General features: G+C 71.7%; 13 protein-coding genes. 4 read left to right on the top strand and 9 right to left on the bottom strand.

The annotated features are described in order from the left end of the window. Positions 1-252: 252 nt before the first annotated feature. A complete protein-coding gene (locus D7X55_RS19290) occupies positions 253-1,791 on the top strand; it encodes a serine/threonine-protein kinase (RefSeq protein WP_120546098.1) in 1,539 nt (512 codons plus the stop codon). Then, the gene (locus tag D7X55_RS19285; RefSeq protein WP_121723834.1) at positions 1,760-2,488 is read left to right on the top strand and encodes a tetratricopeptide repeat protein; all 729 of its coding nucleotides are present in this window, start codon (positions 1,760-1,762) and stop codon (positions 2,486-2,488) included. The genes D7X55_RS19290 and D7X55_RS19285 overlap by 32 nt, the downstream gene beginning before the upstream one ends. A 6-nt stretch (positions 2,489-2,494) precedes the next feature. On the opposite strand, the gene D7X55_RS19280 is transcribed toward D7X55_RS19285, so the two are convergent. From D7X55_RS19280 to D7X55_RS19270, 3 genes are all read right to left on the bottom strand, one after another. Continuing rightward, on the bottom strand, positions 2,495-3,031 hold the full coding sequence (locus D7X55_RS19280) for an FHA domain-containing protein (protein WP_121723833.1): 537 nt from the start codon (positions 3,029-3,031) through the stop codon (positions 2,495-2,497). An 89-nt stretch (positions 3,032-3,120) separates the two neighbouring features. Then, on the bottom strand, positions 3,121-3,975 hold the full coding sequence (locus tag D7X55_RS19275; protein WP_121723832.1) for a RimK family alpha-L-glutamate ligase: 855 nt from the start codon (positions 3,973-3,975) through the stop codon (positions 3,121-3,123). A 91-nt stretch (positions 3,976-4,066) separates the two neighbouring features. After that, positions 4,067-5,677, bottom strand: a complete 1,611-nt coding sequence (locus D7X55_RS19270) for a serine/threonine-protein kinase (RefSeq protein ID WP_121723831.1) — start codon at positions 5,675-5,677, stop codon at positions 4,067-4,069. A 239-nt stretch (positions 5,678-5,916) separates the two neighbouring features. Between D7X55_RS19270 and D7X55_RS19265 the strand changes: the two genes are divergently transcribed. Next, complete coding sequence (locus tag D7X55_RS19265; RefSeq protein ID WP_121723830.1) at positions 5,917-10,530, top strand: amidohydrolase family protein; 4,614 nt, start codon at positions 5,917-5,919, stop codon at positions 10,528-10,530. Positions 10,531-10,626: 96 nt separating this feature from the next. On the opposite strand, the gene D7X55_RS19260 is transcribed toward D7X55_RS19265, so the two are convergent. The 6 genes from D7X55_RS19260 to D7X55_RS19235 all read right to left on the bottom strand — a co-directional run bounded on the left by D7X55_RS19260 (position 10,627) and on the right by D7X55_RS19235 (position 16,032). Further along, positions 10,627-11,271 carry a TetR/AcrR family transcriptional regulator gene (locus tag D7X55_RS19260; protein WP_120546092.1) on the bottom strand — a complete coding sequence of 215 codons (645 nt, stop codon included), beginning with the start codon at positions 11,269-11,271 and terminating at the stop codon, positions 10,627-10,629. Positions 11,272-11,290: 19 nt separating this feature from the next. Next, positions 11,291-12,553: a metallophosphoesterase gene (locus tag D7X55_RS19255; RefSeq protein WP_121723829.1), complete on the bottom strand. Its 1,263-nt coding sequence runs from the start codon at positions 12,551-12,553 to the stop codon at positions 11,291-11,293. Between the two features lie 74 nt (positions 12,554-12,627). Continuing rightward, the gene (locus D7X55_RS19250; RefSeq protein ID WP_120546090.1) at positions 12,628-13,233 is read right to left on the bottom strand and encodes a hypothetical protein; all 606 of its coding nucleotides are present in this window, start codon (positions 13,231-13,233) and stop codon (positions 12,628-12,630) included. Between the two features lie 258 nt (positions 13,234-13,491). Beyond that, a complete protein-coding gene (locus D7X55_RS19245; RefSeq protein WP_120546089.1) occupies positions 13,492-14,544 on the bottom strand; it encodes an alpha/beta hydrolase-fold protein in 1,053 nt (350 codons plus the stop codon). After that, entirely contained in the window at positions 14,537-15,469 is a 933-nt protein-coding gene (locus tag D7X55_RS19240) for a TIGR01777 family oxidoreductase (RefSeq protein WP_120546088.1), read from the bottom strand. Before D7X55_RS19240 ends, D7X55_RS19245 begins: the two co-directional genes overlap by 8 nt. Then, positions 15,466-16,032 (bottom strand): hypothetical protein, encoded by a 567-nt coding sequence (locus D7X55_RS19235; RefSeq protein WP_199747008.1) that lies wholly within the window; start codon positions 16,030-16,032, stop codon positions 15,466-15,468. Before D7X55_RS19235 ends, D7X55_RS19240 begins: the two co-directional genes overlap by 4 nt. A gap of 126 nt (positions 16,033-16,158) precedes the next feature. Between D7X55_RS19235 and D7X55_RS19230 the strand changes: the two genes are divergently transcribed. Then, positions 16,159-17,247 (top strand): polyprenyl synthetase family protein, encoded by a 1,089-nt coding sequence (locus D7X55_RS19230; protein ID WP_120546086.1) that lies wholly within the window; start codon positions 16,159-16,161, stop codon positions 17,245-17,247. The last annotated feature ends 38 nt before the right edge of the window (positions 17,248-17,285 follow it).

Genomic DNA, 17,285 nt, shown 5'->3' with positions numbered 1-17,285 from the left:
CCTCCGCCCACGTTGACCAACCGCACCCAAGCGGCGACCATCGCGCGCCGGGGGAACAGGGACGGGAGTGGGCTGTATGGAGAAGTATTTCAATGTCCGTGGATTCAGGGTGCGCGGTCGCCGCACATGCCACCTGTCCACACGGCGCACGGCGGGTGAACCGTCACATGCCGAAAGTTTTTCCGTCTCACGCGCGATAGATGCCCTCCCGTGGGTTGCAGGGTCGCCCGGGGATGGAAACCTGATCCGCCCATGGGCACCGACGACCTCCTCGCGCACACAGTCCTGTCCGAATCGGGTGACGCCGTGACCGATGGTGGCGGAGCGCCGCTCGTGATGTCGCCGCCCGGACAGGAGGTCCAGGAAGGGACGGTGCTGGGCAACTACCAGCTGGAGAAGCTGCTGGGTGAAGGGTCCATGGGCCGCGTGTTCCAGGCGCGGCACGTGCGGCTGGGGCGCCAGGTGGCGCTCAAGGTGCTCAAGCCGGAGCACGCGCGGGACAGCTCGTTCGTGCAGCGCTTCTTCCAGGAGGCGCGCACCGTCAATCAGATCAACCACGAGCACATCGTGGAGGTCTTCGACTTCGTGGACGAGTCCCCCGACGGGCACGTCTACTGCGTGATGGAGCTCCTGCGCGGCCAGAGCCTGGCGGCGCTCCTGAAGGAGGAGGGGCTGACGCTGGAGCGCGTGCAGCGCATGGGCGTGCAGGTGTGCGCGGCGCTGGGCGCGGCCCACCAGGTGGGCGTGGTGCACCGGGACATCAAGCCGGACAACCTCTTCATCACGCAGCGCTCCGGGCAGCAGGACTTCGTGAAGGTGCTGGACTTCGGCGTGGCGAAGCTCATCACCACGCAGACGGGCGTGAGCCTCACGGGCACGCTGGACGGGACCATCATCGGGACGCCCGCGTACATGGCGCCGGAGCAGGCCGCGGGGCTGCCCGTGGACGCGCGCGCGGACATCTACGCGGTGGGCAACATCCTCTACGAGATGCTCTCCGGCCACCCGCCCTTCCAGGCGCCGGCCTTCGGGCAGCTGGTGGTGCAGATCATCACCCAGCCGCCGCCGCCGCTGCCCACGCACCTGCCGTCCGGCGAGCGCGTGCCGCAGGAGCTGGCGTCCCTGGTGATGCGCTGCCTGGCGAAGGAGCCGGAAGCCCGGCCCCAGCACCTGGCGGAGGTCACCACCGCGCTCTTGATGATGCCCACTTCTCCGCTCGCCGCCGCTCCCGCGAACACGGAGGCGCTGGCGGAGGAGGCGGAGCGGCCCACCCTGCGCATGAAGGTGCCGGGCCTGCTGCGCGACCGGCGCATCCAGGTGTCCGTGGGGCTGGCGGCGCTCGCGCTGGTGTCCGGCATCACCACGTGGACGGGGCTGCACGCGATGCGCGCCTCGCAGCCGGCGCGGGAGCCCGTGGCCGTGGCGTCCACCTCGGGCGCGTCCGCGGCGGGAGCTCCGGCGGTTCTGGGCGCGGCGGACGCGGTGACGCTCACGGTGCACTCGTCGCCTCCGGGCGCGAAGGTCGTCCGCGTGGACACCGGCGAGGAGCTGGGCACCACGCCCCTGACGAAGGCGCTGAGCCGGCAGGCGGTGCCGCCGCAGTTGCGTGTCGAACTCGCGGGCTACGTTCCGCTGGAGCGGTCGGTGGATTTGAAGCAGGGTGCCGCCACCGCGGAGCTGACCGTGCCGCTCGTGAAGGCGAGCGCGGGGCCGCGCCGCGCCCCCGCACGCGCGCCGGGCCGCAAGGGAGGAAGCAGGGATGCGGTCATTGATCCGTTCGCGTCGCAGTGAGCCCCGGGCCCTGAGCCTGGCGCTCGCGCTCGCGCTGGGGACGCCGTCGCTGGCGGTGGCGGCGGAGGACCCGGCGGTCACGGCGGCGGAGGACGCGGCGCGGGAGAAGTTCTCCGAGGGCAACCTCGCGTACGACCTGGGCGAGTTCGACCGGGCGCTCAAGGCCTTCAGCGAGGCGTACCGCCTCAAGCCGCTGCCCGCGTTCCTCTTCAACATCGCGCAGTGCCACCGGCAGCTGAACAACCCGTCGCGCGCGGCCTTCTTCTACCGGCGCTACCTGGCGCTGTCGCAGGGGGAGCCCGCCAACGCGGACGTGGCGCGCGAGCTCAGCGCGGAGATGGAGACCAAGGCCCGCGTCCAGGAGGAGCAGCGCCGGGAGCGCGAGCGCTTCGCCCGCGACCGCGAGCTGCAGAAGGCGCGGGAGCAGGCCGCGCTGGCGGAGGCGCGCGCCAGCGAGGCACGGCTCGCCGCCCCTCCGTCGTCCGCCGCGCCGGAGAAGAACGGGGCCTCCCAGGCCCTGGCCATGCAGGTGCCGGAGGCGTCCGTGCAGCCGGAGGCCGGCGCCTCCAAGCCCTTGACGCGCCGCTGGTACTTCTGGGCGGGCGTGGGCGCGGCGGCGCTGCTCACGGGCGGCGCGGTGTGGGCCGCCACGGCGCCGGGTCCCCGGGACACGACGCTCGGCACCGTGGGGCGGTAGAGCGCTTCAGCGCTGCGGGGGTGGCGAGGAGGCCTGCGCCAGCACCTGCGCGGCGATGCGGCCGATGCGCGCGTGGAACGACGGGGCGTCGTGGAAGGTGAGGCGCACGTCGCCCACCTTCAGCTCGTCGCCCGTGCGCAGCAGGCGCGGTTGCTCCGCCTCCAGCGCCTCGCCGTTCACCGTCACGGGCCGGGACTGGGCCAGCCGCTCCACCTGCCAGCCGCCGTCCGGCGTGGGGTGCAGGGCGAACTGCTCGCGCGACACCGTGGCGTCGTTGACCACGAAGGTGTTGTGCGACGCGCGCCCCAGCTTCAGGGGGCCTCGGTCCGCCACCCCCATCAGCTCGAAGCACAGCGCGTCGCCCGCGGGCAGACAGTCGCGCAGGTCCATCATGGGCAGCCGCGTGGCCGCCACGTTCTGCTCCTCGGGGACGTTCCACGCGCCCGCCTCCCACACCAGCCACGCGTGCGGGTACTTGGCGTTGAACTTCTCCTGGAGTGCCATGTGCTGCCGGATGAGCAGCGAGAGCAACAGGGCTCGCATGTCCCAGTCATAACCCCATCCGCCGCCTTCGCGTCGCCCTGACGGACTTCCAGGTGTCCACGAGTGGGCGAATGGGCCCGCGTGAAAGACTACAACCGGGCAACCACGGCCCTGGCCATCCGCTCCGCCGCGCCCGCGTCCATGGGCAAAAAGAGGCACGGCTCCGTCACCTCCACCTCCTGCAGGCGCGTCTTCCCCGCGTTGTCCGTGGCCACGTCCACGCGCGCGTACAACAGCCGCGCGCCGCCGGACGCCTCCATCACGTCGTGGGCAATGCGCTGCTCCTCCGCGTTGTCCGGCGTGAAGCCGTGCGGCTCCGCGAAGCCCCGGGGCGCGGTGGTCAGCGTGGGCGGGCGGCGCACCGCGTGGCTGAAGACGCCGTTGAAGAAGATGTAGGAGCGCTCGCCCTCCGTCTCGAAGGCGCGCAGGTAGGGCTGCACCATCACGTCCCCCTCCCTGGCCAGCTCCGTGACCCTGGCGCTCGCGTCGTCCCACTGCTCCGGCCGGACGATGAAGACCTTGAGCCCGCCCGCGGCCACCGCGGGCTTGAGCACCACCGCGTCCCAGCCGCGCTCGCGCGCCGCCGCCGCCACGTCCAGGCTTCCCCCGGGCGGCACCCAGACGGTGGGCGTCAGGGGCAGGCCCTGCGCCTCCAGCGTCTTCAGGTAGCCCTTGTGCGTGTTCCACCGGAGCACGTCCGCCGGGTTGAACAACCGCGTGACGCTGCCCACGCGGTCCGCCCAGGCGAGGAACTCATCGCGGCGCAGGTGGCTGTCCCAGGCGTTGCGCACCACCGCCGCGCGCACGCGGCTCCAGTCCACGGAGGGGTCGTCCCAGATGACCGGCCGTGCGTCCAGGCCCAGCGCCTGCAGTGCGGGCACCAGCGGCGCGTCCAGCGGATTCAGCTGCGGCAGTCCAGCGTAGGTGATGACGGCGATGTCCACGGGGGCGGGCTCCAGGCGGCGGGGAAACGCGCCGCGTTCTAACGCGCTCCCGGGTCCCGCGCAGCCTGCCTCACCCCAGGACCCCAGGACCTCAGGCCGAGCGCGCGAGCGGCGGCGGCCTGCCCGCGGCCACCGTCTCCACGGTCTCCACGTTCAGCTGCTCCGCCAGCGTCTTCGTGTCGCGCACCACCCGCGCCAGCTCCGCCTGGCCGTGCGGGAAGGGGGCCGCGGGGCCGTCCAGCGCGAGCAGCTGCTGGCGCAGCGCGGCGCCATTGGGCGTGCGCTTCGCCGGGTCCTTCTGCAACAGCTGCATGACGATGAGGTCCAGCGCCAGCGGCACCGCGGGGTTCAGCTGCGAGGGCGGGACGACGTCCTGGTCCACCGCCGCGCGCAGGAGCACCTCTTCGGAGTGGCCGCTCAGCGCGCGCCGGCCGGTGAGGGCCTCGTGCAGCGTGAGGCCCAGGGCGAAGAGGTCCGCCCTCCCGTCGAGGTCCTTGCCCATGGCCTGCTCCGGCGCCATGTAGCCCAGCTTGCCGCGCACGCTGCCGGCCACCGTGAGGTTCGCGCGCACCGCGTCGCGCGCGATGCCGAAGTCCGACAGCTTCACCTCGCCAATGCGAGACACCAGGATGTTGGGCGGGTTGAGGTCCCGGTGGACCAGCCGCAGCGGCACGCCGTCCGCGCTGGTGCGCCGGTGCAGGTAGTCCAGCGCGGACGCCAGCTCCGCGGCCAGGAACGTCGCGGCGGCCACGGGCAGCGGCCGGCGGTTCCGCGGCTTGAGCAGCGAGCTCAGCGGCATCCCGTCCACGTACTCCATGGCCAGGAAGTAGGTGCCGCCGTGGCGGCCCAGGTCGAACACCTGGACGATGTTGGGGTGGTACAGCGACGAGCACAGCTCCGCCTCGCGCCGGAACAGGGTCACGAACGCCGCGTCGTCCGCGTACGACGGCAGGATGCGCTTGAGCGCCACCTGCTTCTCGAAGCCGCCCTCCGGTGAGTACGTGGCCCGGTACACCTCCGCCATGCCGCCCGCGCCCAGCCGTTCATGCAGCACGTACTTGCCCATGACCTCCTGCTCGCGCAGGGCCGCGAGCGCGCTGCGGGTGCGCTCCAGGAAGTGCCGCGCCAGCGTCGCCGTCAGCGCCCCCGTGGCCACGAAGAAGAACGCGCGCACGCAGATGAACAGCGGCGCCAGCGTGACGAGCGGCTCTTCCGGCAGCAGCGGCCGCACGAAGCCGAAGTAGAGCGCCAGGTACTCCGCCGCCACCAGCGCGCCCGCGGCCAGCCCCAGGCGCGGGTTGCTGCGCAGGCCCGCCAGCGTCACCAGCGTGCCCCAGATGACCAGCGTGGGCGCGGTGAGCGCGTAGACCGGGCCCTGGTAGCGCAGGTCGAACGTGAGCACCACCGCCGGGATGCTCACTTCAATGAAGACGTTCAGCCACGGGATGGCCGGGTGGAACGCGCCGGAGCGCAGCACCCACCACATGCACGCGTAGTAGCCCGACAGCACCGTGGCCAGCCCCATCAGCGCGAACGTCAGGTCCCAGCCCATCGCGGGCCCCAGCGCCGCGGCCACCACCACGCAGATGGCGGACAGGATGCTCATGAAGCGCGCCACGGACAGCTCTCGCGCCTGCGCGTCACGCCGCAGGTGCGCGTCCAGGAAGCGCGACACGGTGCTCGATGGATTCCGGGTAATCATGTCCCCCCCACTCTAGAACGTGGCAGGCCGCGTCATCTGCCTGCTCCCCCACACGTTGGGTGCGCCCTTACCACACCTCCCAGCGCCGGGTAGACCTTTGGAGCCCCATGAAGTGGACTTCAGGGGTCAGGTACCGCTGAAATGTTGCACCCCCGCCGCCTGCGGCATGCGAGGCACGGGGGGCTTTCCTTCGTCGCACCCGTTCCTTCTTCAAGCACTGCCTTCGGGCAGGAGGCTTCATGCGCAGCTCCCGTTTATTGCTGGCCGCCCTGGGCGCGGTCCTCGTGTTGGGCAGTGCCTGCAGTTCAGAAGAACCCGAGGGCCGGGCGGTCTGCGGTGACGGAAAGAAGGAAGGCGCCGAGCAGTGCGACGACGGCAACACGGTGGGCGGCGACACGTGCGAGGCGGACTGCACGCTCCCGGGCACCAAGTGCGGCGACGGCAGGAAGGAAGGCGCCGAGCAGTGTGACGACGGCAACACGGTGGGCGGCGACGGGTGCGAGGCGGACTGTACCCCCACCGCCACCCAGACCGTGCAGTGTTGGGCCACGCCTCCCGCGCCGCTGGCGAACGGCGCCACCTGCGAGGTGACGAAGGCGGGCACGGCCGGGAAGCTCTTCGCCGGCACCGTGCTCAAGGACGGCCAGGTGCTGGTGGGCGGCCAGGTGCTGGTGGACGCCCAGGGCGTCATCACCTGCTCCGAGTGCGACTGCTCGAAGGCGGCCGGCGCCGCGGAGGCCACGGTGGTGACGTGCCCCACGGGCGTCATCTCCCCGGGCCTCATCAACCCGCATGACCACATCACCTTCCCGGGCTCGCCGCTGGCCAGCACCAGCGTGGAGCGCTACGAGCACCGCCATGACTGGCGCGAGGGCAAGAACAACCACACCCGGCTGAACAACCCGTCCAACTCCAAGGCGGCGGCCATCAGCTGGTCGGAGCTGCGCCAGGTGATGGCGGGCACCACCTCCATCGCGGGCGCGGGCGGGCAGCCCGGGCTCCTGCGCAACCTGGACACGGGCGGCAGTGCGGGCATCGCGAACCAGGAGGGCCTGGCGGAGCCGTACGCGGACTCGGACACCTTCCCGCTGGGGGACAGCACCGGCACCACGCTGACGGAGGGCTGCTCCTACGCCTCGTTCCCGTCCTCGGCGACCATCACCTCGCGCACGTCCGCGTACCTGCCGCACATCGCGGAGGGCATCGCGGCCACGGCGCTCAACGAGTTCCGCTGCCTGTCCACGGGCACGGGCAACGTGCTGTTCCCGCGCTCGGCCGTCATCCACGGCGTGGGCCTCACCGCGCGGGAGATTTCGGAGATGGCGGCGCACGGCACGGGCCTGGTCTGGTCTCCGCGCACCAACGTCTCTCTGTACGGCGACACGGCGATGGTGACGGCCTTCAAGCGGCTGGGCGTGCCCATCTCCCTGGGCACGGACTGGATCCGCTCCGGCTCCATGAACCTGCTGCGCGAGCTGCGCTGCGCGGACCACCTCAACACCACGCGCTACGCCAGGACCTTCACCGACGAGGACCTGTGGCGCATGGTGACGGGCAACGCCGCGGACGCGGTGGACATCTACGAGCGCGTGGGCCGCATCGCGCCGGGCAGGATGGCGGACCTGGCCATCTTCCGCCTGGGCACGAACGCGGGCTCGCCGTTCCGCGCGGTCATCGCCGCGGATCCGCAGGACGTGGTGCTGACGGTGCGCGGCGGCAAGCCGCTCTACGGCGACCAGGCGCTGGTGGACGGCCTCAAGGGCGCGGACTCCTGCGACGCGCTGGAGGTGTGCGGCACCCAGAAGGCCGCGTGCTTGAAGTCGGAAATCAAGATGACGCTGAAGGAGTTCCAGGACTCCCCCGACACCAAGAACCTCTACCCGCTGTTCGCGTGCGGCACGCCGCAGAACGAGCCCACCTGCGAGCCCGCGCGCAGCGCGGTGAACACCACCTTCCCGGCGGCCGCCGTCAACGGCTCCACCGTCTACACGGGCCTGGCGAGCGCGGCGGACGGGGACGCGGACGGCATCGAGGACGCCGCCGACAACTGCCCCACCATCTTCAACCCCGTGCGTCCCATGGACAACGGGCGGCAGCTGGACACGGACGGCGACGGCGTGGGTGACGCGTGCGACCCGTGCCCCCTGGAGGCCGGCACCACCGCGTGCCAGGCCTTCCGCGGTGACGACGACGACCACGACGGCGTGCCCACCTGGAAGGACAACTGCCCGTTCGTGGGCAACGCGGACCAGAAGGACACGGACGGCGACGGCAAGGGCGACGCGTGCGACGGCTGCCCGGCGGACGCGGCCGCGTGCTCCGTCGAGGACCCGTCCGACTTCGACTACGACGGCATCGCCGCTCCCGGCGACAACTGCCCGCTCGTGGCCAACGTGGACCAGAAGGACACGGACAACGACGGCGTGGGTGACGCGTGCGACCCGTGCCCGGTGCCCAACCCCGGCGGCGCCGCGTGCCCCGCCACCGTCTACGACGTGAAGGCGACGCCCCGCTTCGGCAACCAGTCCCTGGTGGGCACGAAGGTGCTGCTGGACGACGTGGTGGTGACCGCGGTGGATGCGACGAAGTCGGAGCGCGGCTACTGGGTGCAGGTGGCCCGCTACCCGGCGGGCAAGGGCGTGGATGACTCCGGCCTCTACATGTACAGCCTCAAGGCCGGCGTGGCGGTGGGGGACAACATCCGCGTGGAGGGCACGCTGAAGGAGTACTTCGGCCTGCTGGAGGTGGTTGACTCCACGGTGACGAAGAACAGCGTGGGCAACCCGCTGCCGGCCCCGGAGGTGGTGCGCACGGAGGACATCCGCACCAACGGCCCCCGGGCGAAGGCGCTGGAGGGCGCGCTGGTGGAGGTCCGCAACGTCTTCAACACCCGCCTGGAGAACAGCAACCGCGAGTTCATCGTGGACGAGAACAAGGCCGGCAACCCGGCGTCCTCGGGCCTGATGGTGGATGACCAGGCCTTCACCTACCCCACGCAGGTGCTGGGCACCGAGTACATCGCGCTGCGCGGCGTGCTCACGTACAACTTCAACGACCACAAGCTGGTGCCCCGCGGCCCGGCCGACATGGCCCTGCCGCTGCCGGCGCTGACGGCGTTCACGTCCGGCGGCTTCGCGCGCGTGGGCGGCACCCAGGCCCTCCCGCAGGCACTGACGGTGACGCTGGCGTTCGGCTACCCGCTGGACGTGACGGTGGACATCGCGTCGAGTGACACGGCGGCGCTGACCGCGAAGGACGGGAAGGTGGTCATCCCCGCCGGCCGGACGAGCGCCACGGTGGCGCTGGAGGCGAAGGCGCCGGCGGCCTCGGTGACCCTCACCGCGACGCTGGGCGCGTCCTCCCAGACGGCCACGCTGCGCGTGCTGGGCGAGACCGAGGCGGCCACCGCCACGGACCTCACCCCGGCGACGACGGGTGTGGCGCCGGGCGGCACCGCGCGCTTCACGGTGACGTTCGACCGGCCGGTGCCGGCGGGCACCACGCTGGACCCCGTGGTGACGCCCGCGGACTTCGGCACCATCACGGCCCGGAACGTGACGACGGACGCGCTGACGGCGACCTTCGACCTGACCGTGGACGACGCCAGCACCGGCTCCGGCACGGTGACGCTGGGCGGGCTGAGCGCCACGGTGAACACCATCACGGACGTGCCCCGGCTGGCGTTCCTCACCCCGTCCACCGCCACGGTGAACGCGGGCGCGGCCCAGGTGTTCACGGTGACGCTGGAGTCCGCTCCGGCGCAGTCCGTGCAGGTGCTGCTGGCGCTGGCCGCTCCTGCGGCCACGCCCTATGGCGCGCTGTCCGCCACGTCGGTGACGGTGGCCGCGGGTGAGACGACGGCGACGGTGACGTTCACCGCCGACGCGGAAGGGGAGGGCGAGGGCACGGTGTCCGCCTCGCTCAACGGCATCACGCGCTCGGCGCCGCTGACCGTGCTGCCTCCGCCCGCGAAGCTCGCCAGCGTCACGCCGGACACGGCGACGGTGGTGGTGGGCGGGACGCAGACGTTCACCGTCACGCTGACCCGCAAGGCCCCCGTGGGTGGCGCGGTCGTGGACGTGGCGTTCTCGGACGCGGGGCTGGGCTCGCTGCCGGACTCGACGGTGACGGTGCCGGAGGGGCAGACAACGGCCACCGTCGTCTTCACCGCCACGCAGACGCCGGGCACCGGCCAGTTCACCGCGTCCTACCAGGGCGTGACGAAGGAGGCGGAGGTCACCGTGGCCGAGGAGCAGGGCCACATCGTCATCAGTGAGATCGCCGGCCAGGGCGTCACCGTGAACGGGGACGACTACATCGAGCTGTACAACCCGACGAACTTCGACGTGAACATCACCGGCTGGAAGCTGCTCTACCGCACGGCGAACACCACCAGCACGACGACGAACTTCACGGTGCTGGCCACGCTGCCTCCTGACGCCATCATCAAGGCCCATGGCTACTACCTGGTCGCGGCCACCGGTTACTCCACGTCGGCGGTTCCCGCGGACCATACGTGGGGCAACACGGACATCTCCGGCAACACGGGCAACGTCCGCCTGGGCACGGCGGACGTGACGGTGGACCCCACGGCCCTCACGGGCGTGGTGGACACGGTGGGCTTCGGCAACGGCCGCACCGTGGTGGAAGGCGCCGCGGCCCCCGCGCCCGCGGGCAAGGGTGGCAGCATCGAGCGCAAGGCCCGGGCGTCGTCCACCGACGCGACCATGGGCGTGGGCGGCGCGGATGAGAAGGCGGGCAACGGCTACGACTCCGACAACAACGCGTCGGACTTCGTGCCCCGCACGGTGCGCCAGCCGCAGAATGCGTCCAGCCCCACCGAGAAGCCGTAGTCACGGCGTCCCGCTGAAATGAAAACGCCCGGTCCCCTCAGGTGGGGGACCGGGCGTCTGTCTTTCCGGGCCGCACGGGCCGGTGGGTTCAGCGCATCAGCCCGGGGGGCCGCGCACGTGGAGGCCGCCGGAGAGGATCATGTCCAGCGACGCCATCAGCGGGTCGTAGTTCACGGTGCTCCGGTACAGGTTGTGGTGCAGCAGGATGCCCAGGTAGCCGCCCATCATCGTGTGGGCCATGTGCACCGGGTCCACCTCCTGACGGAACTCCTGCCGCTTCTGGCCGTAGCGGATCATCCCCGTCAGCACCGCCACGTAGAGCGAAATCTTCTCGCGCAGCGCCTCCGCCACGCGGTCGTTGGACTCCGCGGACTCCGCGGACAGCATCCCGAAGAAGATGCCGTACTCGCGGTGGTAGCGCAGGAACTGCGACGTGCGCGATACGACGAAGACCAGCTGCTCCCGGCCGGACAGGATGCGGCGCTCGGCCAGGAGCGGCGCGAACTCCATCAGGTAGCGCTGGTGCAGCTCCTCGATGGCCGCCAGCAGCAGGTCTTCCTTGGTGGGGAAGTGCCAGTACAGCGCCCCGGGCGTCATCCGGATGGCCTTCGCCAGGTCCGACATCGTCGTCGACAGGTAACCCCGCCGGGCGAACAACGTGATGGCCGCCTCCAGGATTTCGACCCGCGTTCGCGCGGCCCGCTCCTGTTTGATTTCGCGCTTCGCTGGTTCCTTGCCCATTTCCGGGTAAATCTACACCTCACACTGCCAGTAGCGTCACCTTAACGATTTCGGATGGCGCGGCGACGCGCAGGGGCGGGCCCCAGAAGCCGGTGCCCCGGCTGACATAGAGGTGGTTGTCGCCGTCCTGGAAGAGCCCGGCGTCGTGCTTCCAGATGGCGGACACCGCGAGCGTGAAAGGGAAAAACTGTCCGCCGTGGGTGTGACCGGACAGCTGCAGTCCCATGCCCGCCTTCGCGGCCACATCCCAATTGGATGGTTGGTGCGCGAGCAGCACCGCGGCGCGGTCCGGATTCCGGCCTTCGATGGCGGCGTCCAGGTTGTAGCCCTTGGGGCCGGTGCGCATGGACCAGTCGTCCACGCCCACCAGGTCGAACGCGCCGCCCGCGTCTCCAATGGTGACGTGACGGTTTCGCAGCACGTTGACGCCCAGGCCGGTGAGCCCGTCCGCCCAGCGGCTCGCGTTCCAGTAGTACTCGTGGTTGCCGGTGATGAAGTGCGTGCCCGCGCGCGCCTGGAGGTTCTGGAGCGCGGCGACGGAGTGGCGCAGGTCGTTCACCGTGCCATCCACCAGGTCGCCGGTGATGGCGACCAGGTCCGGCTTGAGCGCGTTGGCCCGCCGCACCAGCTCATCCATGAAGCGCCGCTGGATGACGGGGCCCACGTGGATGTCGCTCATGTGGACGATGGTGAAGCCGTCCAGCGCCCTGGGCAGGCCGCGCAGCCGCACCGCGACCTCGTTGACCACGGGCGGATGGAACGCGCTCCACATCCCGTACCCGGTGAGGCCGCCCGCCGCGAGCACCGCGCCACCCGCGGTGGCCCGCGCGAGGAACAGCCGGCGCGCTTCGTCCACGGGGGGCACGGCGGGCACGGCGGCAGGCGGCACGGTGACGGCCAGGTCCGCCAGGGACGGCGGCGCGGCGGGGTCCGGCGCGGGCGTGGCCAGCGGCGCGGCGATGCCCCGGTGTCCGCGCGTGCGCGCCACCAGCCAGCGCACCCCACCCAGGAGCGCCAGGGAGAGCAGCAGGTACACGGCGACGCCCATCCACGTCCACGCGAACACGGCGACGATGAACGCGGAGGGAAGGATGCGCGTCACCACCCAGGACAACAGCAGCGGCACGCACAGCGCCGTCAGCAGGACCTTGCCGGCGGTGCGCCAGGAGCGGCTCGAGGAGGTGTCGCGGAAGAGGCGCCGGTACAGGTAGACGTGGACGTAGACCGACGCGACGCTGACGAGGAGGATGAACAGGATGATGCGCAACGGGCTTTCCACCATGGGAAGCCCATCCTCTCGCGCACGCGCCACGGCGCAACCGGCATGCGCGTGAAGAAGCGTGAAGCGGGGCCTGGCTACTTCCGGGTGGTGCCCAGCTCGGCGCCGATCTGCTGCCACTCCTGGGCGTAGGTGCCGCGGGAGAAGGCGCGCAGGTCGTCCGTCGTCACCGTGCCCCGGGTGAGCGCGGTGTCGAGCGCCCGCACGATGGCCTTCTTGTGCGGCTGCTCCACGTAGGGGTTGTCCTCGCGGAAGACCTCGCCGAAGAGCGTCTCCAGGCGGCCGTCCTGCTTCAGCCGCTCCACGATGCGGTTCTGCGACGCGGGCGCGTCCGCGTGCGCGTGCAGCATGGCGGAGGCGATGCCGCTCTGCGCGTCCGCGTCCGGGAACTCCGACAGAAGCCCCAGCTCGATGTCCGCCTGGGCAATGGACTCGGCCTCCGCCGGCGAGGGCGGGGCCTTCACGGCCGGCGTCTGCGCGGGCGTGGGGCGGCCGGGGGCGGGGCGCGCGGGCTCGAAGTCGCTGCGGCCCTGGAAGGAGCGCACGTTGGCGTTGGCGGGCGTCCGGCCCTGCGCGGGGGCTCCGGACTTGCTGTCGCGCGTGACGTCGCTCCGCTCGGACCGCTCGAACTCCGAGCGCTTCGGAGGAAGGGACGGGCGGTTGCCACCATCGACGCGAGACATGAGGGGACTCCAGGAGCGGGGGAATGCCCGTCGCGGTACTCGCGGCGGGTTGGCGCACCTACATCTGTTATCGGTCCGTCCTTCCCCCGGGTTGCGTGGCTCCCCGGTCCACACGCCCCGCCTGGCTGCCCGCTCGCTGCGTCAGAGGCCCCTCCCAAACCTGGATCATCCGGCCTTGGCCGCCTTCCTCCCGGGCCAACCCCCTGATTCCTGGGGGCTTTCGTCCCGGGCGGAAATCCGGCGCTTCGCCGCGACGCGTCACCCAGCGGTCGAGAAGATTTCTTCCAGAGCGGCCGGGAGGCTGGTCTGCCACGCGGGGTAATTATGGCCCCCGCTGTAGGGCCGGTAGGTGGCGCGGTGCCCGGCGGCCTGGAGGACGGGCAGGATGCGCTCGTTGCCGTCCTGGAGCCCTTCGAAGCGGCCGCAGTCCATCCAGACATGGAGGGGCGGCTGGCCCGCGCGGCGGGCCAGGTCGAAGACGACCATGTCGGTGCCCTCGATGGCGAAGGCGCCGGACTGGGACAGCACGCGGCCGAAGACGTGGGGCAGGCGCTGGGCCGCGTAGAGCGCCATGAGGCCGCCCAGCGACGAGCCCAGCACCGCGTGCGCGCCCGGCGTGCGCTGCTCGTCCACCAGGGACAGGTGCTCGCGGGCCAGGGGGAACACGCGCTGGTGGAGGAAGGCCACGGTGGCCTCGCTGCACGCGTACTCGGCGGTGCGGGCCGGGCCGCCGTTGGACACGAAGGCCATGGCCACCGGGCGCATGCGGCCCGCGGCGATGAGGTTGTCCACCACCGTGGGCAGCTGCACGCGCTTCAGGTAGTCGTCGCCGTCCAGCACCACCATCAGCGGCACGGGGCCCTTCACGGGCGGCGCGTAGAGGGACACCGCGCGCTTCCTCCCGACGACCCACTCGTGCGTCTCCAGCTGGTGGCGCGTCACGCGGCCCCTGGGCACGTTGCGCACGCGCTTGCCCAGCGGCGTGGCTTCGCCCCTGGGCATCCAGAAGCAGTGGTTGAAGCCGCCGAAGCCGTTGTCGGAGCGGCGCGGGTTGAGGACGTCGCGCACGCGCCGGCCCTTGGCGTCCTGGAGCGCGTATTCGACGTAGGCGTCCTCGGGCAGCGCCAGCGAGCGCGCCCACAGCCCCTTGCCCACGCGCTCCAGCGGCAGGGGCGTGCCGCGCCAGTCCTGGAAGTCTCCCTGGAGGAAGACGGGGCGGGGGCCCCTCCACACGAAGGTGGCGGTGTCTCCGTCGATGAGCGGCGTGCCCTCCTTGCGCGCGCGGGCTTCCAGCGTCCGGGTGTCATCCATGCGTGGCTCGCTCCACGGGAGGGGACAGCAGGTCTCGCAGCGCTCCGGTCAGGTCGGGGTAGCGGAACTGGAAGCCCGCCTCCAGCGCGCGCCGGGGCATCACCCGCTGGCCCTCCAGCGCCACGCGCGCCATCTCTCCGAAGCGCGCCTTGAGGACCAGCCCCGGCACCGTCAGCGCCGCGGGCCGCTCCAGCACCGCGCCCAGCGTGTGCGCGAAGGTCGCGTTGGTGACGGGCTCCGGCGACGTGGCGTTCACCGGGCCGGACAGGGTGGGGTGCTCCAGCGCGAAGCGCATCAGCCCGAAGAGGTCTTCCCTGTGGACCCAGCTGACGTACTGCTGGCCGTTGCCCACCTTCGCGCCCGCGCCCATCCGGAACACCGGCAGCATCCGGTGCAGTACGCCGCCCGCCGGGTGCAGCACCACGCCAATGCGCAGGCGCACCGTGCGGATGCCCGCTTCCTCCGCGCGCACGGACTCCCTCTCCCAGTCCTGGCACACGTGGGCGAGGAAGTCGTCGCCGGGCGGGTCCTCCTCCGTCAGCGTCTGCCCCGCGCGGTGGCCGCCGTAGAAGCCCACCGCCGACGCGCAGACGAAGTGCCGCACGCACCCGGCCTGCTTCATGGCCTCCACCAGCACGCGCGTGCCCTCCGCGCGGCTCTGATGGATGCGGTGCTTCGCCTCATGCGTCCAACGTTGGTCCACCGGCTCTCCGGCCAGGTGCACCACCCCCTCCGCCCCCGCGAGCGCGTCCGGGGACAGCGGGGTACTCCCGTCGAAGTAGGAGCCCGTCACCCCGGAGGGCAGCCGGCCCAGCGCGTGCTCCACGCTCCGGCTGAGCACGTGCACCGTGTGGCCGGCCTCCAACAAACCTTGAACAAGGCCTGGACCGAGGAAGCCGGTGGCACCGGTGCACGTCACCCTCACGGTGGGTCCCCCGCGACGCCGGCCGAGGTCGTCAGGTCCTGGCCCACCAGCTGGCTCAGGGCGACGAAGAAGCGCTCCTGCTCCTCCGGCTTCATGCGGCCGGAGTGGCGGTAGACGGGCGTGCCCTCCGCGTCCAGCAGCATCACCGTGGACGTCTTCGTGGGCAGCTTCAGGGGCGCCTGGCCCAGGGTGCCCTTCAGGTCCACCAGGATGGGCACGCCAGCCTTCTTCTCCTCGTCACGCACGTACGACAGGGCGATCTCCCGCGCGGGAAAGAAGTCGTATTTCTCCAGATTGGCCACGGCGACCACGAACGCACTTTGAAGAAGGCCGCGCTCCCGTCCCCGGGTGAACAGCTCCGTCTTCAAGGGGGCGTTGAGTGTCGTGGAGTCCTTGTCCTCGTAGAAGAGGATGACGGGTTTCCCACGCCAGCGCGCCAGTTGGATCCGGTCCCCGCTGGAGGTGCTTAACGTCGCGTCCACCGGCTCCGGTTCGGGGGAGGCGCCGCTCGCGCTCCCCGCCGCCAGGGTCACCGTCAACGCACCTGTGATCCACGCCTTCATCGGGAGCCTCCTGTGTACAAGGTTTTTACAAACCTTAGACATAGCCTTGACAATCTCTGGACGCAAACGCTACCTCTAGGTGCGAAGGCTGCCGCCGCCGTGCTCCCGACTTCGGAGATCCGCTGTATGGCCACCCTGCTTCCCAACGTGCAGCAGACCTCCGCCGGAGCCGCGCCCCCTGAGCACGCCTGGCTGCAGCTCGTGCAGGCGCAGGTGGAGTCCGCGCTCGCCCAGCTCTTCGAGCTGCCGGACGAGCAGGGCCTGGACGCACGTTGGACACAGGCGGCGGCGCAGGCCCGGGCCTATGCGCTGCGGCCGGCGAAGCGGCTGAGGCCGGCGCTGGTGCTGGCGGGGCACGGGCTGGCGCGCGGAAGCACCTCCGTGCCGCAGGGACTGTGGCGCTTCGCCGCGGGGCTGGAGCTGCTGCACACGTTCCTGCTCATCCACGACGACGTGGCGGATCAGGCGGAGCTGCGGCGGGGCGGGCCGGTGCTGCACCGGATGCTGGCCCCGGGCCGTCCGGGCGAGGACCTGGCGGTGGTGATGGGCGACCACCTCTTCGCGCGCTCGCTGGAGGCGATGCTGGAGTCCGGGCTGCCGGGCGCCTCGCGCGTGGCGCGCTACTACCTGGGCGTGTGCCGGCACACGGCGGCGGGGCAGTACCTGGATCTGGACCTGGCGCGCGTGCCGCTCGCGGAGGTGACGCTCTTCCAGACGCTGCGCGTGGCGCACCTCAAGACGGCGCGCTACGGCTTCTGCGCCCCGCTGGTGTGCGGCGCCATGCTGGGCGGCGCGGACGAGGCGCTGCAGCAGGGGCTGGAGCGGGTGGGGCGCTCGGTGGGGCTCGCGTACCAGCTGCGCGACGACCTCATTGGCCTGTTTGGCGACGCGGCCGTGGCGGGCAAGGCGTCCGACGGCGACTTCATGCAGGCCAAGCGCACCTTCCCGGTGGTGGCCGCGTACGTGCGCGCCACGCCCGAGGGCCGCGAGGAGCTGGAGCGGCTGTGGGCGCTGCCGGTGGAGTGCAAGGACGACGCGGCGCTGGCCCGCGCGCGGGAGCTGGTGGAGCACTTCGGCGGCCGGGCGGCGTGTGAGCGCGCGGTGGAGCGGGCGTCGCGCGCGGCGCGGCGGAGCCTGCAGACGCTGCCCAACCCCCATGGCCTGAGGGACCTGCTGGACGCCCTCATCACCCGGCTGTCGCGTCGCGCTTCCTGAGGACACCGTCATGAGCGCACAGGGCAAGCGGGTGGTGG

The sequence above is a fragment of the Corallococcus sp. AB049A genome (genome assembly GCF_003668885.1).
Classification (GTDB): domain Bacteria; phylum Myxococcota; class Myxococcia; order Myxococcales; family Myxococcaceae; genus Corallococcus; species Corallococcus interemptor.
The sequence above is the reverse complement of the archived record's forward strand: the minus strand, read 5'-3'. Positions and strand labels throughout refer to the sequence as shown.